Below are 22188 nucleotides of genomic sequence, written 5' to 3'. Positions count from 1 at the left end.
CTCGCGGGTCTCGCTCTTTCGAGCGGTCGCTCACTCTCAGAAAACTGACTGACCAGATCCGAAGACCCAGTCACGTTTTGCTGTGCGAGCACTGTATAACTTGTGAAGCCACACTGTCCGAAGACAGCGGCGTCCGCTACCCAGCGCCCACACTTATCGGTTGTTTGTTTGTTAAAGAACTTCGCTGGCCGGCTTTGCCGTTCAGCGCGCTGCGTTGTCTGCAGCAGAGAAACGAAATTATGCAGAGCTTTCTTCGTTTCGTCAACCATTTCAGCAATCTTTTTTTGCTGCGGTCAGCGCTGCAAACCTCGCCGCGCCAACCTTCCGGTCGTCCCCGCAACCCTTGCTGCGTCTGCCTTGCAGCGCCGCGTTGTGTTGCGAGGGGGCGAATATTAAGGGGCGCCGAGGTGCTTGGCAAGGGGTTTCAGGAAATATTTCGAATCGATCACCAAAGCGACGTTGACTGCTCTTACACGGCGGTTCAGTGCCTGTCTTTATAGACGTCACAGAAAGGTGCAGATGTTTGTCATGCACGACCCGTTGATTCATGATCTGGTCTTCAGCCTGGCGCAGCCGCGCAGGCAATCCGGACCGCGGGATCCTTCATGACCATCCGAATCGTAAGACTGGGAACGCCACGAGCAGCTGACGAAGGCCTGCGTATCGGTACAGTGCGGCGGCCGCCACGCGGCGTGCCGAAGTCTGAGTTCGCCAGCCGCGACTATTACGATGTTTGGTACCCCGACCTGTCCCCTACCCCGGAGCTGGTTGCGCAAGCGCAGGCCGCAACGGACGACAAGGCATGGCGAGCATTCGTCCGACATTTCCGCAAGGAAATGGGCGAGCCGGAGCCGAGCCGCACGCTCGACCTCCTGGCTGCGCTGTCGCACCAGACCAATTTTTCGCTTGGCTGCTATTGCGAAGACGAGGCGCACTGCCACAGGTCGGTGCTGCGCGAGCTGCTGGCCGAACGCGGCGCCAGAATCGCCTGAGCTGCCCCTGCCTGGCGGGAGAGAACCCGCTTTGACCTTTTCGCTTGCGCAATCCGATGGCCCTGAACGTTGTCTGGCTCGGCTTTTTCCTGGTTTCCTTTGTCGCCGCATGCATCCGCCTCGCCAGCGGCGACCTGACAGTCTTCCCTGCGATGCTGTCGAGCCTGTTCGACAGTGCCCGCACGGCGTTCGAGATTGCGCTCGGGCTTGCCGGCGTTATGAGCCTGTGGCTGGGCATCATGCGCATCGGCGAGCGCGCCGGAGTGGTCGACGCCTTTGCACGCCTGGTGAATCCGTTGCTGCGGCATTTCTTTCCCGGCGTGCCGCAGGGCCATCCGGCGCAAGGCGCCATGATGATGAATGTGTCGGCTAACCTGCTGGGCCTGGATAACGCTGCGACACCTCTCGGGCTGAACGCCATGCGCGAGCTGCAGACGCTGAACCGTCGTCCGGACGTGGCCACCGATGCGCAGATCATGTTCATCGTGCTGAACACGGCCGGACTGACCCTGATCCCGACCTCGGTCATCGCGATCCGGCAGGCAATTGCCGTCAAACAGGGGCTGGTTGGCTTCAATGCGGCAGATATTTTCCTGCCGACGCTGCTGGCTACCGGGGGCTCGTGCCTTGCGGGTCTGCTGGCTGTTGCCTGGGTACAGCGGCTCAATCTGCTGCGACCCGCCGTGCTGGTTGCATTCGGCATGGTTGCCGCGGCGCTCGCCGGCATGTTTGCCTGGCTGAAGCATGCGCCGCCCGAGCAGGTCGGCAGCGTGACGGCTTTGGCAGGCGCGGGCTTTATCCTGTCGCTGATCACGCTGTTCCTGGTCTGCGGCGCCCTGCGGCGGGTCAACGTCTATGAGGCCTTTATCGATGGCGCCAAGGAAGGTTTTGCCGTGGCAGTGCAGATCATTCCTTATCTTGTCGCCATCCTGGTTGCAATCGGTTTGTTCCGGGCGACCGGCTGCATGGACGTGCTGATGGGCTGGCTGACGCTGGGCTTTGCGCATCTCGGCATCAATACCGATTTTGTGCCAGCCTTGCCGGTGGGCCTGATGAAGATCCTGTCAGGCGCCGGTGCCCGGGGGCTGATGGTCGATGTGATGACGACTTATGGCGTCGACTCGTTCCAGGGTCGCCTTGCGGCCATCATCCAGGGGTCGACCGAAACCACCTTCTATGTGCTCGCGGTCTACTTCGGCAGCATCAATGTAAGAAATACCCGGCATGCGCTTGGCTGCGCGCTGGTGGCAGATGTCGCCGGCATTTTTTGTGCTGTCAGCGCCGCTTATTTGTTCCGCTAATCCCGGCGATTCCAACTTTGTTGTACGAGCGCAACAGCATTGTGTGCATCGCCAGACATTGACACAACTGCGCTTGGTGCGACGCAGCAAACCATGTATAGTGAAGTCTGTCTCCTCCACCACCTCGGTGGATTCCAACCCACGCACAACCTGCGTGGGTTTTTTTTGCCTTGAAGCCAGCTATTGGGACAACTCGTGCCCAACAAAGCCCAGGCAACGCTCACACGTTGGACACACGGCGCAGCGCCAGAGCTTTTTGACGCGCCTGCTCAGCGCTCGCATGGAAGCGCGCTCCACCCGTCCGCCCTTGTTGCTGCGCAACATCGATGTCGTGAGTGCACAACCAGGGTCACGCCAACCAAAACTCCAAATGGCGCCGGCAGCCGGTGCGCCGAAGACCTTTTCGCATCCTTTACGGAAAGCCGCGATGACCTAGAATTACTGAATACGTCCGTCGCCAGCACGAGGTACGCCATGCCTGAGATAACGTTCCCTCGCAGCGTCCCAACCTACTGCGCAGCCAGCCTCACGCTGTCCTGCCCCGCTACGGTCAATGGCAGTCCGACTCAGTATTCCGTCACCGCGGAAGCCCTTGAGGCTCACTTCGGTGCGCGCTCGCCGCGCGAGGAAGACCTGGTTGCCGCCTTCACCAGTAATCGCCAGCGTATAGAAAGCCTCGCCGAAAGCCTGTTCGAGCTGACCCAGGCGCGCGAGATCGTGCTGCGCAGCGGCCATTTCCGCTTCGCCGGATGAACCCCTGCCGCGCCCGACCACTGCATCCAGTTTGAGACGCCGGGGCCAGCCCGGCGTCTTCGCATGCTCAGTCGGCCTTCGCTTCGCCGCGCACCAGCAGTACCGGCATGGTCGACTGCCGGATCACGGCTTCCGCCACGCTGCCTAGTACCAGCCGGCGCACACCGCGCCGACCATGCGTGCCGATTACCAGCAGGTCCGCACCCCACTGGCGCGCGGCTTCGTTGATCGACGCACCGATATCGCCGGGCACCGGCGCCTCGCTGACCAGCCGGGTTTCATGCGGCACGCCGGCCGCGGACAGTTGCTGCGCGGCGTCCTGCAGCGCGCGCTGGCCGCTTTCCTCGAATGCCCTCTGCAGCTGGCTCGGATCGTAGTAGCCGACGTCGAACATCGGCGTACCTGTGTCGACGACATAGAGCGCCAGCACAGTGGCGCCGCCCGGCGCCGCTACGCGGATGGCTTCGGCCAGTGCCAGAGCGGACGTGCTGCTGCCATCCACCGCTACCACAATCTTGCTGTACGCCGCGCTTGCCATTTGCGTTACCTCCGTAGACAAAGGGAAATAGGGGATGGACGGCAGGGGGCCGTTCCGCCTTCGATACTACACGTGCAAAAGTCGTCACGTGGCAGCGCTGCCCTGGCGACAGTCAACGACAAACCCGGCCGGGCTTAAATTGACCGACCGGTCGGCTTATATATAATAGGGCCAGCCGCCGCGCCAACGGTTCCCACCGGCCGCGGCCCCCGCCAGAGGAGGCGCTATGTACACCCAAAGCCTGGACGTTCCCGGCCACGCTGACTCCGCTCAGATCGCCGCCCCTCAGGACGAGGACGTCCGCCAGGCCGCTTTCGACGCACGCATGTCCGCCGACGGCAAGATCGAGCCGCAGGACTGGATGCCGGCGGCCTACCGCAAGACACTGGTGCGGCAGATTTCCCAGCACGCGCACTCCGAGATCGTCGGCATGCTGCCCGAGGGCAACTGGATCAGCCGTGCGCCCTCACTCAAGCGCAAGGCGATCCTGCTGGCCAAGGTGCAGGACGAAGGCGGCCACGGCCTGTACCTGTACTCCGCGGCCGAAACGCTGGACGCCTCCCGCGACGAGTTGGTGGACGCGCTGCACAGCGGCAAGGCCAAGTATTCGTCGATCTTCAACTATCCGACGCTGACCTGGGCCGACGTGGGCGTGATCGGCTGGCTGGTGGACGGCGCCGCGATCATGAACCAGATCCCGCTGTGCCGCTGCTCGTATGGCCCGTATGCGCGTGCCATGATCCGCATCTGCAAGGAAGAGTCGTTTCACCAGCGCCAGGGGTTCGACGCGCTGCTCGCGATGATGCGCGGCACCGACGCCCAGCGCGCGATGGTGCAGGACGCGGTCGACCGCTGGTGGTTCCCGGTGCTGATGATGTTCGGCCCGCCCGACGCGGCCTCGACCAACAGCGCGCAGACCATGGCCTGGGGCATCAAGCGCATCTCGAATGACGACCTGCGCCAGAAGTTCGTCGATGCCACGGTAGAACAGGCGCGGGTGCTGGGCGTGACCCTGCCCGACCCGGGACTGCAATGGAACGCCGAGCGCGCCCACTATGACTACAGCCCGCTGGACTGGGACGAGTTCTGGCGCGTGATCAACGGCGACGGGCCCTGCAACAGGGAGCGCCTGGCCACGCGCGTCAAGGCGCATGAGGACGGCGCCTGGGTCCGCGAAGCCGCACTGGCCCACGCCGCCAAGCAGGCCGAGCGCGAAGCTGGCGAGCGCCGCGCCGCTGCCTGACCCTTGCCAGAACACATAGCGCCGCCAGCACGCAAGCACTGAGGAGACAACGATGAACCGCAAGGAATGGCCGCTGTGGGAGGTGTTCGTGCGCAGCAAGCAGGGCCTGGAGCACAAGCACTGCGGCAGCCTGCACGCCGCCGACGCGCAGCAGGCGCTGCACATGGCGCGCGATGTCTACACGCGGCGTCAGGAAGGCGTGTCGATCTGGGTGGTACCGTCCGCCGCCATCACGGCGAGCGTGCCGGAAGAAAAGCAGGAGCTGTTCGACCCTATGGCCGACAAGATCTACCGGCATCCGACGTTCTACCAGCTGCCCGACGAAGTCAACCATATGTAAGGGCCACGTATGACGACCGCGTCACTGCAACCCGCCTCGCTGGATCACCTGCCGCCGGCCCGCACCGCCGCGCTGCGCTACGTGCTGCGCCTGGCCGACAACGCGCTGGTGCTCGGCCAGCGCAATGCCGAATGGTGCGGCCACGGCCCGGTGCTGGAAGAAGACATTGCGCTGGCCAACATCAGCCTCGACCTGATCGGCCAGGCACGCCTGCTGTACGGGCGCGCCGGCGAACTGGAAGGCGAGCTGACCGGCCTGCCGCGCCATGAAGACGACTATGCCTACTGGCGCGCCGAGCGCGACTTCCGCAACTGGACGCTGGTGGAACTGCCTCACCGCGGCCCCCTGGCCGGCACCGCCTCCGCGGAGCGCGACTACGCGGTGACCATCATGCGCAATTTCCTGTACAGCGCGCTGATGGTCGAACTGTGGCAAGCGCTGCAGTCCAGCAGCGACGCGCAACTCGCCGCCATCGCCGCCAAGTCGGTCAAGGAGGCGCGCTACCACCTGCACCATGCCGCCGGCTGGGTGGTGCGCCTTGGCGACGGCACCGAAGCCTCGCACGCCCGCATGCAGCGGTCCCTGGACCACCTGCTGCCCTATATGAATGAGTGCTTTGCCGAAGACCCGGTGGAAGCGGAAGCCGCGGCGCAAGGAATCGGCGTCGCCACCGCCTCGCTGCGAGCTGCCTGGGACTCGACCATCGCCGAGACCCTGCAAGCCGCCACGCTGGCGCTGCCGCCCGCGAGCAGCTTTGTCTCGACCGGCAAGCTTGGGGTGCATTCCGAGCACATGAGCTACCTCCTGGGCGAGATGCAAGGGCTGGCGCGGGCCCATCCGGGCGCGCAATGGTAAGTACCCGCTTCGCCGCAAAGGACTGACTGGCATGAACGTCACCTCCCTTCCCCGCTCAGCGAACGCCGCCGCCGATGCGCGCGTCGCACACGCATGGGCGGCGCTGGAAGCGGTCCCCGATCCGGAGATCCCGGTGGTGTCGATTCGCGACCTCGGTATCCTGCGCGGGATCGCCGCCGATGCCGACGGCACGCTGGAGGTGACCATCACGCCCACTTACTCCGGCTGCCCGGCGATGTCGCAGATCGCCGAGGACATCGGCCATGCGCTCGACGCCGCAGGCCTGGCGCCGTGGCGGCTGCGCACCGTGCTGGCGCCGGCGTGGACCACCGACTGGATCACTCCCGCCGCGCGTGAGCGCTTGCGCGAATTCGGCATCGCGCCGCCCAGCCAGTGCGGCGCGCCGGCGGCGGACCAACCGTTGCGCTTCGTCCCGCGTGCCGCGCAGGCAGGCGCGCCGGACCGAGTCGCCTGCCCGCGCTGCGGCAGCGTGCACACGCAGGAAATCTCGCGCTTCGCCTCGACGGCGTGCAAGGCGCTGTATCGCTGCCTGGATTGCCGCGAGCCGTTCGACTATTTCAAACCCTACTGAGCCCCGCCGGGCCGAAGCCAGGCTGCCATGACTCCACAGTTCCACCCGCTGCGCGTGGCGCAGGTGCGCCCCGAGACTGCCGACACCATCTCGATCGCGTTCGAGGTGCCGGAAACGCTGCGCGACGCCTACCGCTTCACCCAGGGCCAGTTCCTGACGCTGAAGGCGCCGGTCGACGGCAAGGACTTGCGGCGCTCGTATTCGATCTGCTCGGCGGTGCAGGACTACGACGCACAGGGCGAACTGCGCGTGGCGGTGAAGCTGGTGGAGGACGGGCTGTTCTCGTCCCACCTCCACGACACCATCGCCCCCGGCCAGGTGATCGACGTGATGACGCCAGACGGCCGCTTTCACGTGCCGCTGGACCCGGCCGCGGCGCGCCATTATGTCGCCTTCGCCGCGGGCAGCGGCATCACCCCGGTGCTGTCGCTGATCCGCACCACGCTGCAGGCCGAGCCGCGCAGCCGCTTCACGCTGGTCTACGGCAACCGCAATGTCGACAGCATCATCTTTTCCGAGACGCTGGAAGACCTGAAGAACCAGTACCTGTCGCGCTTCACGCTGTACCACGTGCTGTCGCGCCAGCCGCAGGAGGTCGACCTGCTGCACGGCCGGCTTGACCACGACCGCGTCACCTCCTTCCTCCAAACTCTCATCCCGGTGGACGACATCGATGCGGCCTTCGTCTGCGGACCGGCGTCGATGATCGACGAAGTCGAGGCGGCACTGCGCGACGCTGGCGTGGATCCGCGCCGCATCCACGCCGAGCGCTTCGGCGTGCCGCTCGCGCAGGCCAGGCCCAAGCCGTCGCCCACGCACGCCGACCATGCGGGCACCGCCGAGCTGGTGGTCGTGCTCGACGGCAAGCAGCACAGCATGCGCCTGCCGCTGGAAGACGCCAACGTGCTCGATACCGCGCTGGCCGCCGGGCTCGACCTGCCGTACGCCTGCAAGGGCGGCGTCTGTTGCACCTGCCGCGCCAAGGTGCTGGAAGGGCAGGTCGAGATGGAGAAGAACTACACGCTCGAGCCGTGGGAGATGGAGAAGGGTTTCGTCCTCACCTGCCAGGCGCGCGCGCTGACTTCGCGGGTCGTGGTCAGCTACGACGAGCGCTGATCCAGGTACGCGGCGCAGGGACTGCCAGCGCCGCGTACGCGTGCCGACATTCACCGCCATTGGCCGGGCCGGGCCATGATTACAATGGCGCCATGCCGGCAGCGGGCCTGGCGCGATGCTTGCGGGGACGGTAAACGGCGGTGGCGCATGGCCTTGCACGGCAGCGCCCGCCGACTGTCGCGCCGGCGCCGCGCGGTGCCAGCGAACCGTCCCACCCATATACAATCACGGCCATGCAATATATCCACGTCGTCAACGGTGATGTAGCAGGCACGACCCTGCGCCAGGCGCTGGCGCAGGCCGCGCGGCCGGACCCTGTCGTGGTGCTGCGCGATGACCTGGCCGTGGGACCGCTGGCCGACATCGACAGCACCGGGCTGATCCGTTCCGGCTTCTGGCAGCGGGTCGCCCCGCACACCGACATCGATTTCGCCGCCGAGATGCGCCAGGCGCTGGACCAGCTCCAGGGGCTGCGCCAGGACGACATGGAAGTCGCCATCTGGCACGGCCAGAGCGCGGCCGACCAGCTGATGCTGCGCCGGGTCGTGTTCCACCTGTACCAGGCGCCGCAGCGGATCAATGAAGTCGCGATGGACCTGCGCGAGCTCGAAATGCCCGCGCAAGGCAACCTGGCCGCCATCGGCATGTATTCGCCGGCGCGGCTGGCGCGGCGCTTCTCCACCATCGCGCCGGTTTCGGTGCTGCGGCTGGGACGGCTCGGCTACGAGTGGCAACAGAACGTCAAGGAAAATGCCGACGTCCGCCTGTGGAAAGGCAACACGCTGGTTCCCGCCGCCTACCACACCATCGACGACATCATCATGGATCGCGCGCCGGTCGAATGGACTCCCGCGGCGCAGGTGGTGGGCAGCGTGATGGGCGCGATCGAAGGCCTGCTGGCCAGCGACTGGTTCGTGTTCTGGCGCTGCCGCGAGCTGATCGCCTCCGGCCAGATGGTGCTGCGCGGCAACTCCGACTCGCTCGAGACCTGCGAGCTGCGCCGCCACGCTGGCGGTGGCGAGTAACCCCGATACACATGGCCCGTACCAAGGCACCCGATTTCGAGGCGCAGCGCGAACAGATCCTGGACCTGGCCGCGGCCGCCTTCGCCAACAGCAGCTACCCCAGCACCTCGATGGCCGACCTTGCCGCCGCCTGCGGCACGTCCAAGGCTCGCCTCTACCACTATTACGAGAGCAAGGAAGCGATCCTGTTCGACCTGCTGGACCGCTACACGCGGCGGCTGATGCTGCTGGTCACCGAGGTGGAAGCCGATGCCGAACGCCATGCGCGCACCGACAAGGACGCGTTCGCCAACCTGATCCGCGCCTTCCTGGCCGAGTACGAAACCTCGCAGACGCGCCATATCGCGCTGATCAACGACGTTAAGTTCCTCGCCGAAGGCCAGCGCGACGTGATCCTTGGCCGCGAGCGCGACGTGGTGGCGGCCTTTTCGCGCCTGCTGCGCCGGGCCTACCCGGAGCGCGTCACGCGCGATAACCAGACCGCGCTGACCATGACCGTGTTCGGCATGATCAACTGGACTTTCACCTGGCTCAAGCCTGGCGGCCGGCTGTCGTACGCCGACTTTGCCGAGACGGTGCTCGACCTCCTCGAAGGCGGGCTGCCGGGCCGCGCGGCCGCGATCCGCTGAGGAAGGCTGGCCCGCCACGACCTGCGCGGGCCATCGTCAGGACCACCCTGCCTCTTCGCGCTGCCGCCGCTGCTCGCGGTCCTGCCTGAACATTTCCTCCAGCTCGTCGCGAGCCTGGCGCGCCAGCGAGACCAGCTTCTTCTGGTCGGTGTAGTGTGGATAGAAGCGGTCGATCGCCTGGATGTTGTGCCGGCGGAAGCGCAGCGCCACGTTGCGTGCCTCGGCCGGGTCGAAGCCCAGCCCTTCCAGCACGCGCCGCCCCATCGTCAGCGACCCCTCGAACATCTCGCGCTCGAACAATTGCACACCGCGGTCCTTGAGCTGGTAGATGTGCGACACATGGCGCGCCCGCGCATAGATCCGCAGTTCCGGATAGCACTCGCGCACGCGGTCGATCAGCTGCAGGCTCTCGTCCATGCCGTCGATCGCCACCACCAGGATGCGCGCGCGGGCGATACCGGCGGCTTCGAGCAGGTCCAGCCGCGTGGCATCGCCATAGAAGATCTTGAAGCCGTACTGGCGCAGGAACTCGATCTGGTCCGGATCGTGGTCCAGCACCGTGACGCCGATGCCCTGGCTGTACAGCAGCCGCCCGATGATCTGTCCGAAGCGGCCGAAGCCGGCGATCAGCACCGGGTTGTCCTGCGGCGTGATGGCCTCGTCCGGACGCGCCCTGGCGCGGCCCAGCCGCGGTGCCACGAGTTGGTCATAGGCCAGCAACAGCAATGGCGTAGCCACCATCGACAGCGCCACCACCAGCACCAGCAAGGCCTCGGTCGCGTGCGGCAGCAAGCCCGCGCCGCCAGCGACACCGAATACCACGAAGGCAAACTCGCCGCCCTGCGAGATCAGCAGCGCAAACAGCAACCGCTGGCCGCGCGCTATTCCGAACCTGCGCGCCAGCAGCACCAGCATCCCGGTCTTGGCCACCACGAAGGCGACCACCAGGCCGAGCACCAGCCACGGCGAGCGTGCCAGCACGGCAAAATCGATGGACATGCCGACCGCCATGAAGAACAGGCCCAGCAGCAGCCCCTTGAACGGCTCCAGGTCGGCCTCCAGCGCATGGCGGTATTCCGAATCGGCCAGCAACACGCCGGCCAGGAAAGTCCCCAGCGCCATCGACAGTCCGACCGCGTCCATCATCAGCGCGATACCCACCACCAGCAACAGCGCAAACGCGGTGAACATCTCGCGCATGTCGGTGCGCGCGATAAAGCGCAGCGCCGGCCGCACCAGGTAGCGGCCGCCGACCACCACCGCGCCGATCACCGCCACCGCCTTTACGCCGGCCATCCAGCCGGTGGCGCCCGCACCGGCACCTTCGGCGCCCTCGACGGCGAGCAGCGGCAACAGCGCGATCATCGGGATGGCGGCAATGTCCTGGAACAGCAGGATGCCGAAGCTGGCCGCGCCGGCCGGCGTGCCGAACAGGTTGCGCTCGGTCAGCGTTGCCAGCGCGATCGCGGTGGACGACAGCGCCAGGCCCAGGCCCGCCACCAGCGCCACCTGCCACGACGCCCCCGCCAGCGCGGCCGCCCCGCCGATCACCAGCGCGCAGGCGGCAAGCTGGGCGCCGCCGTAGCCAAAGATGCTCCGCCGCAACGCCCACAGCTTGCGCGGCTCCAGTTCCAGGCCGATGACGAACATCATCAGCACCACGCCGAACTCGGAGAAATGCAGGATCGACTCGACGTCGGAGACCAGCCGCAGCGCAAACGGCCCGATCGCCGCACCCGCCAGCAGGTAGCCCAGCACGGCGCCGAGGCCGCTGCGCCGCGCCAGCGGCACCGCTACCACCGCCGCCACCAGGAACACCAGCAACGCAATCAGGAAGCCATGCTGGTTCATGCGCGCACCTCCGCGGGCATGGCGTCGGCGCCCAGGCGCCCGCAGACGTGCGCGATATGGTCGGCCAGCGCCTGCGCATCGGCGTTGTCGGCGTCATGCAGCACCACCGGCGGCAGCCAGGTCATGCCGCACAGAAGCGCGGTCTGCTCCAGCGGCAACAGGAAGTCGCCAATCGGATGGCCATGGTTGCCATCGGGGCCGTAGGCGTCGGCGCTGCCGCCGGTACTGACCACCGCCAGCATCGACTTGCCGCGCAGCGCCGTGCCGCCGGGGCCGTAGGCCCACCCGTGTTCGAGCACCTCATCCAGCCATAGCTTGAGCAACGCGGGCACGCTGTACCAGCGCACCGGAAACTGCAACACGACAGTGTCCGCGACAGCCAGCACGCGCTGCTCGGCGACGACATCGATGTCGTAATCCACATAGAAGCCGTAAAGATCGCGTACCTGAACCTGCGGCAACGAGGCCAGGGCATCGGCAAGCGGCCGGTTGACGCGCGATCGGCTGGGCGTGGGATGCGCGTAGATCACTGCAATGGGAGACTCGGTCATCGATGACGGGGCGGCTTGGCCAGGGAAGGCGGGATCGTGGCGACATGGCTCGCTTGCGGCGTTGCAACATATCCACAGTTGATCCCGCGCAACAATTCATCACATTTTTTTAGGCTATTGATTTTATTGCATTTTTCGAAGCGATGCGGCGGTGCGGCCGGGTGCTGCGGCGCAGGAAGCTTACGCCAGACTGACAATTCCACTACAATACTTTTCACGCTGCATCAAGATGGTGTTTCCCCGAATCACGCACCGGACCAGGGAAAAAGCGCCTGGCGCAACACCACCGCAGTGCCTATTTTTATCTCTTACTGCACCAGGAAGGAATTAACGTGAACCCGCTCGAACTGAGCAAGGCTGTCGGCGCACTGACCGACGAAGATCTGCGCAAGGCAGCTGCAGCGACGCAGGCCGCCCACCGTGCCACCGTTCTGGTGCGCGAGCTGGCCGCCCATCATCGCTCGCGCCTGCTGAAGCATTTCCTTGCCCTGGGCGAGGACGATCGCCTGCTCCGTTTCGGCCAGTCGGTGGGCGACCACGTGATCGAAGCCTACGTGGACAGCATCGACTTCGACCACGACACCGTGTTCGGCGTCTACGACGACAAGCTCGAGCTGATCGGCGTGGGCCACTTCGCCAACCTGCGCGACAATGCCCAGGGCCGCGTCGCGGAGTTCGGCGTGTCGGTGTCGCGCAGCGCCCGCGGCCGCGGTATCGGCAGCGCGCTGTTCGAGCGTGCGGCCATGCATGGCCGCAACACCAGCGTGCGCACGCTGTACATGCACTGCCTGTCGCGCAACGCCGCGATGATGCACATCGCCAAGAAGGCCGGCATGAAGGTCCAGTACGCCTACGGCGAGGCCGACGCCTACCTGGAACTGCCGCCGGCGGACACCGTCAGCCGCCTGACCGAGGCGCTGGACGAACAGATGGCCGACCTGGACTATGCGGTGCGCCGCAACCTGCGCGACGCACGCCGCTTCGGCCTGCGCTTCTGGCGCTCGATGGTGCCGCAAAAGCACACTGCCTGAGCGGGCTGCTCGCCCTGCTCGCCCACTTCGCCGCCCACGGCCACTACGGCGCATCGCAACGATGCGCCGTTTTTGCATGTGCCCCCGGATAGCCGTCAGGCGGCGCCGCCGACCGGCAGCGCCGTGGTGTCCTTGATGCTTTCCAGTGCAAAGCTGGAGCGCACGTCGATCACCGACGGATGGGCCAGCAGTTGTTCCTGCATGAAGCGCGCGAAGTGCTCCATGTCCTCGACATAGACCTTGAGCAGCAGGTCCATTTCGCCGGTCATGGCATGGCAGGCCGCCACCTCGGGCCATACCGCGATAGAGGCGCGGAACAGGTCCAGCGGCGCCTTGCCCTTGGGCGCGCCGCCGTGCTTCTCCAGCCGGACATTGATATAGGCCAGCAGCCCGAGCCCGATCTTGTTCGGCTCAAGCAGCGCCGCGTACTGCCGGATCACGCCGATCTCCTCCAGCCGCCGGATGCGGCGCAGGCAGGGGCTGGGCGACAGGTTGACGCGCTCGGCCACCTCCAGGTTGGTCAACCGGCCGTTGGTCTGCAGCACTTCCAGGATCTTCCGGTCGATCTTGTCCAACTCCACCTTGCTCACGATATTGTTGCTCCGCAATATGTTTATTGGCAATTTTTTTGCGCAAATTTAGCAAGCCGTGCACAAGTACGCAATTTTTTGTGTGGTTGCGCCCGCTGCAGGCTGGAATTCTGACGAATCGGCAGCCTTTTGGGTCACTCGTGCTGCAGCCGGTCGGGCTGGGCAACCTGTCTGGTGGCACGGCCGCGGGGGTTGCGGTCGCACCCGCGGCGACCGGAAGAAGGCAAGGATGGTGCCAAGGCCGGCCGCACAGGGAAGCGGCATTCTACGGGCGTTTGGCGCCGGGGTCAGATACTTCCTGGTCAACTCGCGCGCCGGCGCAATGACGGATCGCGCCAAAAGCAAAAGCGCGCGGCCCGGGGCACGCGCGCTGCACAGCGGTTTTCAGGCAGGACGGCCATGGCCGTCCCGACGTGCATCAGCCGCCGCTGCTGGACGGAGCACCCGGTGCCGACGGGTTCGCAGGCGCTGGCTGGCTGCCCGGAGCACCCTGGCCCTGCGGACCACGGCGATGGTGCTCGCGGTGCATCTTCTCCATGCCGGCGCGGATTTCATCGCGGGTCAGCTTGCCGTCGCGGTTGGCGTCGAGCTGGTCGAATCGCTTGCCCAGGCGCGGCATGCCGGCATTGGCCTCGGCCTTGGTCAGGGCACCGTCGCCGTTCTTGTCGGCAGCCTTGAATTTCTCATCGAAGGCGGCCTGCATGCGGGCGTGGCGCTCGGCCATGACGGCCTTGCGGTGCGCGTCCATCTCGGCCTTGTCGATCTTGCCGTCGCGGTTGGTGTCGAGCTTGTTGAAGTAGGCGTCCGCCTCCGCCTTCGAGATTGCACCGTCGTTGTCGGTATCGACCGCCTTCATCCAGCCGCCGCCATGGCCCATATGATGGTGGTGGCCGGGGCCGGCCTTGCCAGCCGGTGCGGCGGGGGCGCTAGCCTGGGCGAAAGCGCCGCCAGCAACCAGCAGGGCGGCCGAGGCGGCCAGGAATTGCTTCAGGATCTGCTGCTTGTGATTGCGTTGCATGTCTTGCTCCTTGTCATCACGTTGGCATGTACGGATTAGAACGCAGACGATGCAGGGAGGTTGGCGCTTTTAATACGATGTTACCCGCCTCACAGAAAGGCTGGCGCCGCGTAAGGGAACGCAACGGGACGCGAATATTCGCGGTCTTGCCAGCTTAATTCTTGGGGACCAGCATCCCGTCCTGGCTGGGTGGCGGCGCCATCATGGGCTGGTGCTGTGCGGCAGGCTGCGCCTGGGGTTGGGCCTGAACCTGGGGCTGGACTTGGGGCTGCGGGGGCTGGCCCGGAGCCGGTTGGAGCGGTTGGGCAGGCTGGCTGGTCACCGGGGCCGGTGGAGCCGGCGGCGGCATCGGCGTTGCCATCGGCGCGGCGGCGCCAGCGGGCGGCGTCGGCAGCGCGGAACCCGGCGCACCGGCGGCAGGTGCGCGCGCGGCGCCAGGCTGCACCGGCAAGGCGATTTCCTGGCGCACGCCGCTGCGATCGATCACCACCGAGCGCTGGCGGATCTCCACCAGCCGGATCTGCTGCGACAGTTCGGCACCGGATCGCACCGCCTTGGGCGGCCCGCCGTCCAGCGACACGATCGCCGCGCCGGCGCCGCCATCGACCTCGGCCACCACGCCGAGCAGCTGCACATCTCTCGGACCGCCCTGGGCCGAGCCGCCGAACAGCGTTGCCACGGCGCCGGTCTCGACCGCCTCGGTCTGGGCCACGCGCGCGCTCTGCGGCACCGGGAGGGTGCGCATCGCGCTGAAGGTCAGCACCCAGTACGTGGCCAGCGCGCACAGCGCAACAAACAGCGCCACGCTTGCCAGGCGTGGCAGCCACGGCGCAGCGGCATTGAAGCGAAGGACAGGCCGAAGGGAAAGTTGCACGGGAACGGTACCCCTGACGCAAATGAACGATCGCGCCAAGCGTACCAGAGCCACATGACACTGTCGCCACTCTCGCGGCAGGCCGGACTCAGAGCAGGTCGTCGAGCAGGTCGGGGCCGAAGACTTCGCGGTCGATGTGCGCCACCGGCACGCCGGCGCTGACCAGCGCATGGCGCTGCGCCTGCATGAAGCCCAGCGGGCCGCACAGGTAGAAGCGGCCATCGATGAAGCGCTGCAGCTCCGGCCGGGCCAGCAACTCGGCCGTCGGCATGGTGCCGGCGTGGTCGTAGTCGCGGCCGATGGCGTCGGCGGCTTCGGGTGCTTCGTAGCTGATATGCGTCACCAGTTGCGGCAACCGCTCGCGCGCCCACTGCAGGTCAGCGCGATGCGCATGGTGGCGGCCGCTGCGGGCGGCGTGGGCGAACAGGATCGGACGCTGGGAGCCCTGGACGGCCAGCGTGCGCAGCACCGACAGCATCGGCGTGATGCCGATACCGGCCGACAGCAGCACCAGCGGGCGATGCGCGTCGAGCGCCGGGGTGAAGTCGCCGAACGGCGCACTCACCTTCAGCTCGGTGCCTTCCTGCGCGTTGGCATGCAGCCAGTTGGAGACCGCGCCGGCCGGCGTCGACTGATCGCCGGGTTCACGCTTGACCGAAATGCGCCAGGTCGGCAGGCCGGTCTCGCCCGATAGCGAATACTGGCGCAGCTGGCGCGTGCCGTCATCGAGATCCGCCTCGACGGTGATGTACTGGCCGGGACGGAAGTCGCGCAGCTGGCCGCCGTCGGCGGCGGCCAGCGTCAGCGACACCACCTGCTCGCCCTGCGCTTCGCGGCGTATCACGCGCACCGCCGTCAGCTCGCCGGCGGCAATGCCGGTGCGCTGGTACAGCCGTGCCTCGGCGGCGATCAGCTCGCCGGCCAGCAGCCAGTAGGCTTCGTCCCAGGCCGCCATCAGCGGCGGCGTGGCTGCATCGCCCAGCACCGCCTTGATCGCGCCCAGCAGATGGCGGCCGACGATCGGGTAATGGGAGGCGGTCAGGCCCACTGCCGCATGCTTGTGCACGATGCGGTCGACCACCGGCGCCAGCGCGGCACCATTGTCGATATTGGCGGCGTAGGCGAACACGGCCGACGCCAGCGATTGCTGCTGGGTACCATTGGCCTGGTTGCCCATGTTGAACAAATTCGTGAGCTCAGGCCGGTCGGCGAACATCTCGCCGTAAAAGTGGGTGGTGATGGCCAGGCCATGCTCGCGCAGCACCGGGACGCTCGCATCGATATAGGGGCGGGAAGCGGCGGACAGCATCAGATAACACTCCGTTTAATTCATGCATGTAATATGCATGTTTTTTCGCACAATAAAACCGGCGCTCGTCAGCGCCTGCGCGGACCCTGTCCACTCAGGCCGAACGCCGGTTCAGGAAATCTCGATGCAGCTGGATGATCGACTCGGCGGTCTTGCTGCCGGTAACGTCGGCAAGCGTGACCTCGTCCAGCGCGCGGTAGAACGCCTGCTCGGCCACATCCAGCGCGCGTTTCAGGCGGCAGTTGCCGTTCAGCGCGCAGGGCGGGTTGTCGCAGTCGATGATGGCCTTGTGGCCCTCCAGCTCGCGCAGGATCGTGCCGACGGTCAGCTGTTCGGCCCCCGGTCCCAGCTGCAGGCCGCCGTGGCGGCCGCGCGTGGCGGTGATCCAGCCCAGCTTCGACAGCCGCGCCGCCACCTTGACCAGGTGGTTGTGCGAGATATCGAACTGCTGGCCCACTTCCGCAATGGTGATAGGCCGGCTGCCGTCGCCACGGGCGACGTACATCAGCAGGCGGAGTGCATAGTCGGAAAAGCGGGTCAGTTGCATCGTGACGCCATCATAAAAAATATGCATCCCGGATGCAAGTTAAATCGGGACAGGCGTGTCGGCTGTGCTTTGCATCACACATTGCCGCGGCGCCGACGCCACCCCCGTAAAACAGTCATGTGGCGCCGGTTATACTGACTGGCGAAACCGGCCCGCCGCCAGCCTGGCCGCGGGCCCAGCCATTCCAGCAACGAGGTTCACAGACGATGCGCATTTTCACTACCCGTTCCGCCAGCCCTGCCCGTTCCCGGCCCGCACGCGCTCGCCGCGCACGCGGCTTCACCCTGATCGAAATCATGGTGGTGATCGTGATCCTTGGCGTGCTGGCGGCGCTGGTAGTGCCAAAGATCATGAGCCGTCCGGACGAAGCGCGCATCGTCGCGGCGCGCCAGGACATCTCGTCGATCATGCAGGCGCTCAAGCTGTACCGGCTCGACAACAGCCGCTACCCGACCACCGAGCAAGGCCTGGCCGCGCTGGTGACCAAGCCCGCCACCGAGCCGGTGCCGAACAACTGGAAGGGCGGAGGTTACCTGGAGAAGCTGCCCAAGGATCCCTGGGGCCATCCGTACCAGTACCTGAACCCGGGCGTGCGCGGCGAGATCGACGTGTTCAGCTTCGGCGCCGATGGCCAGGCCGGCGGCAACGGCAACGACGCCGATATCGGCAACTGGGAATAAATCCCGGCGCGCCCGCATCTTCTGACCATGACCACGGCGCCGCGCCTCAGCGCGCCCTTGCGGCGCCGGGGCTTTACCCTGCTCGAGCTGCTGGTGGTCATGGTGATCGCCGGCATCGTGATCTCGCTGGTGGCGGTCAACGCCTCGCCCAACGAGCGCGGCCGCGTGCTGGATGACGGCCAGCGCATCGCGCGGCTGTTCGAGCTGGCGCAGGAAGAGGCGCAACTCGGCGCCCGCCCGATTGCCTGGGAGGGCGACGCAGGCGGCTGGCGCTTCCTGGAATCGAGCCCGAACGGCTGGATCCCCATGCGTACCGATGTGTTCGCGCCGGGCCGTTGGCGGCTGGCGCTGGACCAGGTGGTGGTTGCCGAAGGCGGCCGGCCCACCGGCACCGGCGGCCCGCTGCGGCTGGTATTCGGGCGCGAGCTGATCGATATGCCGCAGCGGCTGGTCCTGGTGCGCGGCGATATCCGCGTGGACGTCACCGGCGACGGCAGCGGCCGTTATTTCGCCAGCACGCCATGACCCGCACTCCCCTGCACGGTCGGCGCCGCGCCGGCTTCACGCTGATCGAGGTACTGGTCGCGCTGACCATCCTGGCGGTGGCGCTGACCGCCGCCATGCGCGCCATGAGCTCGATGGTCGACGCCGGCGCCGCGCTGCAGACCCGCATGCTGGCCGAATGGAGCGCCGAAAACCACCTGGCCGCGCTGCGCCTGGCCAAGACCTGGCCCGAGCCCGGCGTCAGCGGTTATGCCTGCCCGCAAGGGGGCACCCCGCTGCACTGCGAGCAGTCGGTGTCTGCCACGCCAAATCCGGTTTTCCGCCGCGTCGAGATCGCGGTCTACCCGTCCGCCACCGACAAGTCCGTGCGGCTGGCGTGGCTGGTCACCATCGTTCCCAATGAAGCCCGCAACGTGCTCTGAGCGTCAACGCCCAGGCCGGCGCACCCGCGGCTTCACGCTGCTGGAGATGCTGGTCGCGATCACGCTGCTGGCGGTGATGGCCGTGATCGGCTGGCGCGCGCTCGACAGCCTGACACGCAGCCGCGAGCGCCTGACCGACCACGATGCGCGGCTGGATGCGCTGAAGATTCTCTACGGCCAGTTCCAGGCCGACTGCGAGCACCTGGCCAACCCCACGCTGCTGCAGGGCAGCCCGGTCGAGGTCGGCCAGAACCGGCTGCTGCTGGTGCGCGACCGCCGCGACGAGGGCCAGCCGCCGGCGTGGCAGGTGCTCTCGTACCAGATCGACGGCAATACGCTGGTGCGGGTGGCCGCGCCGCCGGTGGCGGACCGGGCCGGGCTGCAGTCGGCGCTGCTGTCGCTGCGCCAGGGCGGCAGCAATGCGGCGCAGGTGCGGCGCGTGCTGCCCGACGTCGCCGGCATGAGCGCGCGCGCCTGGGTAGAGCCTGGCGGCTGGCAGGCCGATACCGGCCGCATCCGCAACGTGCTCTTTGCCGGCAACGCCGCCAGCGCGGTGGCGGCCTCGGACGTCGGCACTGCGCTGCCCAACACCGCGGTGCGCGCGGTCGAACTGACCGTGTTCGCGCGCATGGGCGACGGCGACGCACCGCGGCAGTTCCAGAAGATCTGCATGACCGGGCTATGAGGCGCGCGCACCTCCGCTCCCCGGCCTGCACGCGGCGCCGCGCCCGCGGCGCCGCCGTGGTCACCGCGCTGCTGATGGTGACGCTGGCCGTGGTGGTCGTGTCGGGCATGCTGTGGCGCCAGCAGGTGCAGATCCGTGCGATCGAGAACCAGCGGCTGCTGGCGCAGGCGACCTGGATCGAGCGCGCCGCGGTCGACTGGGCGCGGTTGATCCTGCGCGACGACCAGCGCCGCACCAACGTCGACCAGCTCGGCGAGCCCTGGGCGGTGCCGATCGCGGAAACCCGGCTGTCGGATTTCCTCGGTGCTTCGCTGCGCACCGACGCGGCCGGCGAAACCTCGTTCCTGTCGGGCCGCATCCTCGATGCGCAGGCCCGCTTCAACCTCGCCAACCTGGTGATCTGGACCGCCACCGCCGGCCAGGGGCGCGCCGCTTCGGTCGATCCCGCGGCCCAGGCCGCCTACCGCCGCCTGCTGCAGACCGTGGGCCTGAACCCGCAACTGGCCGAGTCCACCGCGCGCGCCATGCTGCAGGCAGCGCAAGGTGGCGGCGGCAGCGGCGGGGACAGCGGCGGCGGCCGCGCGGCGCCGCGCCCGCTCGACAGCGTGCAGGGACTGCTGTCCCTGCCCGGCTATACGCCGGAAATGGTCGCCGTGCTGGAGCCATTCGTCACCGTGCTGCCCGAGCGTACCCTGGTCAACGCCAATACCGCCGAGGCCGAGGTGCTGGCCGCCGTGATCGACAAGCTGCCGCTGGAGCGCGCCCGCGAACTGGTACGCCAGCGCGACCGCGCCTATTTCAACAACATCGGCAACGTGCAGACCCAGCTGGCAGCGGTCGCGCCGCAGGCGGACAGCGCCAGCCTGTCCAACATGATCGACGTGCGCTCGCACTATTTCCTGGTCTACGGACTGGTTCGCCACGAACGCGCCAGCCGGCTGCAGGTCTCACTGATCTTCCGTGGCGAGCCGCTGGGCGCCACCAATACGACAAGGGTGGTCTGGATACAGGACGCAGACCGGCTGCCGGACCTGCGCTGAATGTCTGATACAAGTCGCACCGGGCCATGCATGGGCGGCGCGATTCGCAGGCGTTGGCAACCGGGGAGGAATGGTATTGACGCGGTTTAGTCACACAGGCAAGGTATGCTGCGACGCTGGCGCGAGCGAGGCGCCACGCGGCAATGCGCCTTCCTGGATCCTTTCCCACGTCCCGCCAGACGCCACTGACGCCACGTTAAGGAAAACTTGAGCACCACCCTGTATGTCCGCCTGCCGCACCGGCCGCACGATCAGCCGCAACCCTGGCAGTTCGGCGCCCTGCCGTTCGCGCTTGTGCGCGCCGGCACCGACGCCGCACGGCGCGCGCCCGGCGGCACGGATCCTGAAGTGTTGCGCGAAGGCCACGCCCGCATCGCCGACCTGCCCGCTGCCGAACGCCTGGTGCTGATCCTGGCGGCCAGCGACGTACTGCTGACTACCGCCAGCGTGCCGCCGCTGCCGCCGGCGCGTTTGAAACAGGCGCTGCCCAACCTGATCGAAGACGCGCTCGCGACCGACGCCCAGCCCTGCCATATCGGCGTGGGGCCCGCGCTCGACGGCAGCGCCGCGGTGCGCGGCCCACGCCGGCGGCTGCTGATGGTGGCCGACCGCGCCTGGCTGCGGGCCGTGCTCGACGCCTTTGCCGAACACCGCCATCGCCGCCGCCACGTGTTGCCGGCGCAGCTGTGCGTGCCGCTGGCAGCGGCAGGGGCCGCCGCCGAGGCGCCCGCGCAGGTGCCGGGCGCCGAGCCCACGCTGGGCCCGGCGGAGAACACCGCACAGGACGAGCCGGCCACGCTGGTGGTCGAGGCAGCCGCGAGCGCCTTGGCCGACGGCGGCGAACTGCTCGATGGCGCCGCCGTCGGCGCCATCGAACCTGCGCCTGCGCTGGCCAGCCAGTGGCAACTGACCGTGCGCACCGGCGCACACGCCGGCTACGGCCTGCTGCTGGGCGACGACGCCCTCGCGGCCTGGCAGGCGCTGGCGCCCGACGGCGCCTGGTACGCCGACGCCGATGCCGCCGCCGCGGCGCCGGTTCCCGCACTGCGCGGCGCCGCCCGCGCCGGCTGGCCGCTGTGGATCGAAGGCGCGCAGGCGTGCCTGCGCGAGCCGGCACTGGACCTGGCGCAGTTCGAGTTCGCGCAGGGCCGCGCCGACCGCTGGAATTTGGCTGCATGGCGGCTTCCACTGGCGCTGCTGGCCGGCATCGTGCTGGTGCAGGTGCTGGGCATGAACATCCACTGGCTGCTGCTGCGCAACGAGCAGCAGCGCGTGGAAACCGCGCAGCAGCAGGCCTTGCGCAGCGCCTTTCCGCAGACCCAGACCATCCTCGACGCGCCGCTGCAGATGCGGCGCCAGGTCGAGCAGCTGCGCATCGCCAGCGGCCGCAGCACGCCGGAAGACTTCCTGCCGCTGGCCGACCGCTTTGCCCAGGCCGCGCGCCGGCTGCCTCCCGATGCGCTGCAGGCGCTGGAATACCGCGGCCGCATGCTGGTGGTGACGCTCAAGCCGGGCACGGACATTGCCAGTCTGCGCAATGCCGCGCGCCAGGCCGGCCTGCAGATGGAAGAGGACAAGACCGGTGGCGCTGCAGGTAGCGCAACAGGCAGTGCGGCAGGCGGCGCGACGGGCAGCGCCACGCCGGTGACGCCGGGCTCGCGCTGGGCCGTCAGGCCGGGCCTGTGAGCGCGGCAGCACGATA

26 protein-coding genes are annotated in these 22188 nt (G+C 67.5%); 17 read left to right on the top strand and 9 right to left on the bottom strand.

Going from position 1 to position 22188, the window contains the following annotated elements; translation table 11 throughout:
* A partial coding sequence (locus VSR71_RS24930) for a hypothetical protein (protein WP_342916454.1) occupies window positions 1-269 on the bottom strand: 269 nt, incomplete at its 3' end.
* 336 nt (window positions 270-605) lie between these two features.
* Between VSR71_RS24930 and VSR71_RS24925 the strand changes: the two genes are divergently transcribed.
* From VSR71_RS24925 to VSR71_RS24915, 3 genes are all read left to right on the top strand, one after another.
* Complete coding sequence (locus VSR71_RS24925; protein WP_342916453.1) at window positions 606-992, top strand: DUF488 domain-containing protein; 387 nt, start codon at window positions 606-608, stop codon at window positions 990-992.
* Window positions 993-1048: 56 nt separating this feature from the next.
* Complete coding sequence (locus VSR71_RS24920) at window positions 1049-2293, top strand: nucleoside recognition domain-containing protein (protein ID WP_342916452.1); 1245 nt, start codon at window positions 1049-1051, stop codon at window positions 2291-2293.
* A 474-nt stretch (window positions 2294-2767) separates the two neighbouring features.
* Window positions 2768-3046, top strand: coding sequence for a DUF1488 domain-containing protein (locus tag VSR71_RS24915; protein ID WP_029046679.1), 279 nt, complete (start codon window positions 2768-2770; stop codon window positions 3044-3046).
* A gap of 67 nt (window positions 3047-3113) precedes the next feature.
* On the opposite strand, the gene VSR71_RS24910 is transcribed toward VSR71_RS24915, so the two are convergent.
* Window positions 3114-3584, bottom strand: a complete 471-nt coding sequence (locus VSR71_RS24910; protein WP_342916451.1) for a universal stress protein — start codon at window positions 3582-3584, stop codon at window positions 3114-3116.
* 226 nt (window positions 3585-3810) lie between these two features.
* Between VSR71_RS24910 and paaA the strand changes: the two genes are divergently transcribed.
* The 7 genes from paaA to VSR71_RS24875 all read left to right on the top strand — a co-directional run bounded on the left by paaA (window position 3811) and on the right by VSR71_RS24875 (window position 9384).
* Entirely contained in the window at window positions 3811-4827 is a 1017-nt protein-coding gene (gene paaA / locus VSR71_RS24905; protein ID WP_342916450.1) for a 1,2-phenylacetyl-CoA epoxidase subunit PaaA, read from the top strand.
* Between the two features lie 52 nt (window positions 4828-4879).
* Window positions 4880-5167 (top strand): 1,2-phenylacetyl-CoA epoxidase subunit PaaB, encoded by a 288-nt coding sequence (gene paaB, locus VSR71_RS24900; RefSeq protein ID WP_342916449.1) that lies wholly within the window; start codon window positions 4880-4882, stop codon window positions 5165-5167.
* 9 nt (window positions 5168-5176) lie between these two features.
* Entirely contained in the window at window positions 5177-6022 is an 846-nt protein-coding gene (paaC, locus tag VSR71_RS24895; protein ID WP_342916448.1) for a 1,2-phenylacetyl-CoA epoxidase subunit PaaC, read from the top strand.
* Between the two features lie 31 nt (window positions 6023-6053).
* The gene (gene paaD / locus VSR71_RS24890) at window positions 6054-6614 is read left to right on the top strand and encodes a 1,2-phenylacetyl-CoA epoxidase subunit PaaD (RefSeq protein WP_342916447.1); all 561 of its coding nucleotides are present in this window, start codon (window positions 6054-6056) and stop codon (window positions 6612-6614) included.
* A gap of 27 nt (window positions 6615-6641) precedes the next feature.
* Window positions 6642-7730 (top strand): 1,2-phenylacetyl-CoA epoxidase subunit PaaE, encoded by a 1089-nt coding sequence (paaE, locus tag VSR71_RS24885; protein ID WP_342916446.1) that lies wholly within the window; start codon window positions 6642-6644, stop codon window positions 7728-7730.
* A gap of 233 nt (window positions 7731-7963) precedes the next feature.
* Complete coding sequence (locus VSR71_RS24880; RefSeq protein WP_342916445.1) at window positions 7964-8755, top strand: DUF1835 domain-containing protein; 792 nt, start codon at window positions 7964-7966, stop codon at window positions 8753-8755.
* Between the two features lie 11 nt (window positions 8756-8766).
* Window positions 8767-9384: a TetR/AcrR family transcriptional regulator gene (locus tag VSR71_RS24875; protein ID WP_133097731.1), complete on the top strand. Its 618-nt coding sequence runs from the start codon at window positions 8767-8769 to the stop codon at window positions 9382-9384.
* A 36-nt stretch (window positions 9385-9420) separates the two neighbouring features.
* Here VSR71_RS24875 and kefC read toward each other — a convergent pair whose 3' ends face one another.
* Together kefC and VSR71_RS24865 are read right to left on the bottom strand one after the other, a co-directional pair.
* Entirely contained in the window at window positions 9421-11235 is a 1815-nt protein-coding gene (gene kefC, locus VSR71_RS24870) for a glutathione-regulated potassium-efflux system protein KefC (protein WP_342916444.1), read from the bottom strand.
* The gene (locus tag VSR71_RS24865) at window positions 11232-11786 is read right to left on the bottom strand and encodes an NAD(P)H-dependent oxidoreductase (protein WP_342916443.1); all 555 of its coding nucleotides are present in this window, start codon (window positions 11784-11786) and stop codon (window positions 11232-11234) included. Before VSR71_RS24865 ends, kefC begins: the two co-directional genes overlap by 4 nt.
* Before the next feature lie 332 nt (window positions 11787-12118).
* Here VSR71_RS24865 and VSR71_RS24860 point away from each other — a divergent pair, with 332 nt between their 5' ends.
* Entirely contained in the window at window positions 12119-12817 is a 699-nt protein-coding gene (locus tag VSR71_RS24860) for a GNAT family N-acetyltransferase (protein WP_133097733.1), read from the top strand.
* Between the two features lie 95 nt (window positions 12818-12912).
* Here VSR71_RS24860 and VSR71_RS24855 read toward each other — a convergent pair whose 3' ends face one another.
* The 5 genes from VSR71_RS24855 to VSR71_RS24835 form a co-directional block, all read right to left on the bottom strand.
* Entirely contained in the window at window positions 12913-13407 is a 495-nt protein-coding gene (locus VSR71_RS24855) for an Lrp/AsnC family transcriptional regulator (RefSeq protein WP_010813460.1), read from the bottom strand.
* A gap of 418 nt (window positions 13408-13825) precedes the next feature.
* Window positions 13826-14425 carry an EF-hand domain-containing protein gene (locus VSR71_RS24850; RefSeq protein ID WP_342916442.1) on the bottom strand — a complete coding sequence of 200 codons (600 nt, stop codon included), beginning with the start codon at window positions 14423-14425 and terminating at the stop codon, window positions 13826-13828.
* 154 nt (window positions 14426-14579) lie between these two features.
* Entirely contained in the window at window positions 14580-15299 is a 720-nt protein-coding gene (locus VSR71_RS24845; RefSeq protein ID WP_342916441.1) for a type II secretion system protein N, read from the bottom strand.
* Window positions 15300-15387: 88 nt separating this feature from the next.
* A complete protein-coding gene (locus VSR71_RS24840; RefSeq protein ID WP_342916440.1) occupies window positions 15388-16608 on the bottom strand; it encodes a globin domain-containing protein in 1221 nt (406 codons plus the stop codon).
* A 94-nt stretch (window positions 16609-16702) separates the two neighbouring features.
* Complete coding sequence (locus tag VSR71_RS24835) at window positions 16703-17155, bottom strand: Rrf2 family transcriptional regulator (protein ID WP_342916439.1); 453 nt, start codon at window positions 17153-17155, stop codon at window positions 16703-16705.
* 206 nt (window positions 17156-17361) lie between these two features.
* Between VSR71_RS24835 and gspG the strand changes: the two genes are divergently transcribed.
* The 6 genes from gspG (at window position 17362) to gspL (ending at window position 22172) form a co-directional block, all read left to right on the top strand.
* Window positions 17362-17835, top strand: coding sequence for a type II secretion system major pseudopilin GspG (gene gspG, locus VSR71_RS24830; protein ID WP_342916438.1), 474 nt, complete (start codon window positions 17362-17364; stop codon window positions 17833-17835).
* Window positions 17836-17862: 27 nt separating this feature from the next.
* Window positions 17863-18360: a GspH/FimT family pseudopilin gene (locus tag VSR71_RS24825; protein ID WP_342916437.1), complete on the top strand. Its 498-nt coding sequence runs from the start codon at window positions 17863-17865 to the stop codon at window positions 18358-18360.
* Window positions 18357-18761: a type II secretion system minor pseudopilin GspI gene (gene gspI / locus VSR71_RS24820; RefSeq protein ID WP_342916436.1), complete on the top strand. Its 405-nt coding sequence runs from the start codon at window positions 18357-18359 to the stop codon at window positions 18759-18761. Before VSR71_RS24825 ends, gspI begins: the two co-directional genes overlap by 4 nt.
* Complete coding sequence (locus VSR71_RS24815; RefSeq protein ID WP_342916435.1) at window positions 18739-19446, top strand: PulJ/GspJ family protein; 708 nt, start codon at window positions 18739-18741, stop codon at window positions 19444-19446. Before gspI ends, VSR71_RS24815 begins: the two co-directional genes overlap by 23 nt.
* Window positions 19443-20486: a type II secretion system minor pseudopilin GspK gene (gene gspK / locus VSR71_RS24810; RefSeq protein ID WP_342916434.1), complete on the top strand. Its 1044-nt coding sequence runs from the start codon at window positions 19443-19445 to the stop codon at window positions 20484-20486. The genes VSR71_RS24815 and gspK overlap by 4 nt, the downstream gene beginning before the upstream one ends.
* 207 nt (window positions 20487-20693) lie before the next feature.
* Window positions 20694-22172: a type II secretion system protein GspL gene (gene gspL / locus VSR71_RS24805; RefSeq protein ID WP_342916433.1), complete on the top strand. Its 1479-nt coding sequence runs from the start codon at window positions 20694-20696 to the stop codon at window positions 22170-22172.
* Window positions 22173-22188: the final 16 nt, after the last annotated feature.

The sequence above is a fragment of the Cupriavidus oxalaticus genome, from assembly GCF_038900635.1.
Classification (GTDB): Bacteria; Pseudomonadota; Gammaproteobacteria; order Burkholderiales; family Burkholderiaceae; genus Cupriavidus; species Cupriavidus oxalaticus_B.
Note: the sequence above shows the minus strand (reverse complement) of the source record. Positions and strands in the feature narration are given on the sequence as shown.

Coding starts and splice junctions, on each gene's coding strand:
- VSR71_RS24925 (WP_342916453.1), top strand. CDS start 606: ATGACCATCCGAATCGTAAGACTGGGAACGCCACGAGCAGCTGACGAA.
- VSR71_RS24920 (WP_342916452.1), top strand. CDS start 1,049: ATGGCCCTGAACGTTGTCTGGCTCGGCTTTTTCCTGGTTTCCTTTGTC.
- VSR71_RS24915 (WP_029046679.1), top strand. CDS start 2,768: ATGCCTGAGATAACGTTCCCTCGCAGCGTCCCAACCTACTGCGCAGCC.
- VSR71_RS24910 (WP_342916451.1), bottom strand. CDS start 3,584: ATGGCAAGCGCGGCGTACAGCAAGATTGTGGTAGCGGTGGATGGCAGC.
- paaA (WP_342916450.1), top strand. CDS start 3,811: ATGTACACCCAAAGCCTGGACGTTCCCGGCCACGCTGACTCCGCTCAG.
- paaB (WP_342916449.1), top strand. CDS start 4,880: ATGAACCGCAAGGAATGGCCGCTGTGGGAGGTGTTCGTGCGCAGCAAG.
- paaC (WP_342916448.1), top strand. CDS start 5,177: ATGACGACCGCGTCACTGCAACCCGCCTCGCTGGATCACCTGCCGCCG.
- paaD (WP_342916447.1), top strand. CDS start 6,054: ATGAACGTCACCTCCCTTCCCCGCTCAGCGAACGCCGCCGCCGATGCG.
- paaE (WP_342916446.1), top strand. CDS start 6,642: ATGACTCCACAGTTCCACCCGCTGCGCGTGGCGCAGGTGCGCCCCGAG.
- VSR71_RS24880 (WP_342916445.1), top strand. CDS start 7,964: ATGCAATATATCCACGTCGTCAACGGTGATGTAGCAGGCACGACCCTG.
- VSR71_RS24875 (WP_133097731.1), top strand. CDS start 8,767: ATGGCCCGTACCAAGGCACCCGATTTCGAGGCGCAGCGCGAACAGATC.
- kefC (WP_342916444.1), bottom strand. CDS start 11,235: ATGAACCAGCATGGCTTCCTGATTGCGTTGCTGGTGTTCCTGGTGGCG.
- VSR71_RS24865 (WP_342916443.1), bottom strand. CDS start 11,786: ATGACCGAGTCTCCCATTGCAGTGATCTACGCGCATCCCACGCCCAGC.
- VSR71_RS24850 (WP_342916442.1), bottom strand. CDS start 14,425: ATGCAACGCAATCACAAGCAGCAGATCCTGAAGCAATTCCTGGCCGCC.
- VSR71_RS24840 (WP_342916440.1), bottom strand. CDS start 16,608: ATGCTGTCCGCCGCTTCCCGCCCCTATATCGATGCGAGCGTCCCGGTG.
- VSR71_RS24835 (WP_342916439.1), bottom strand. CDS start 17,155: ATGCAACTGACCCGCTTTTCCGACTATGCACTCCGCCTGCTGATGTAC.
- gspG (WP_342916438.1), top strand. CDS start 17,362: ATGCGCATTTTCACTACCCGTTCCGCCAGCCCTGCCCGTTCCCGGCCC.
- VSR71_RS24825 (WP_342916437.1), top strand. CDS start 17,863: ATGACCACGGCGCCGCGCCTCAGCGCGCCCTTGCGGCGCCGGGGCTTT.
- gspI (WP_342916436.1), top strand. CDS start 18,357: ATGACCCGCACTCCCCTGCACGGTCGGCGCCGCGCCGGCTTCACGCTG.
- VSR71_RS24815 (WP_342916435.1), top strand. CDS start 18,739: ATGAAGCCCGCAACGTGCTCTGAGCGTCAACGCCCAGGCCGGCGCACC.
- gspK (WP_342916434.1), top strand. CDS start 19,443: ATGAGGCGCGCGCACCTCCGCTCCCCGGCCTGCACGCGGCGCCGCGCC.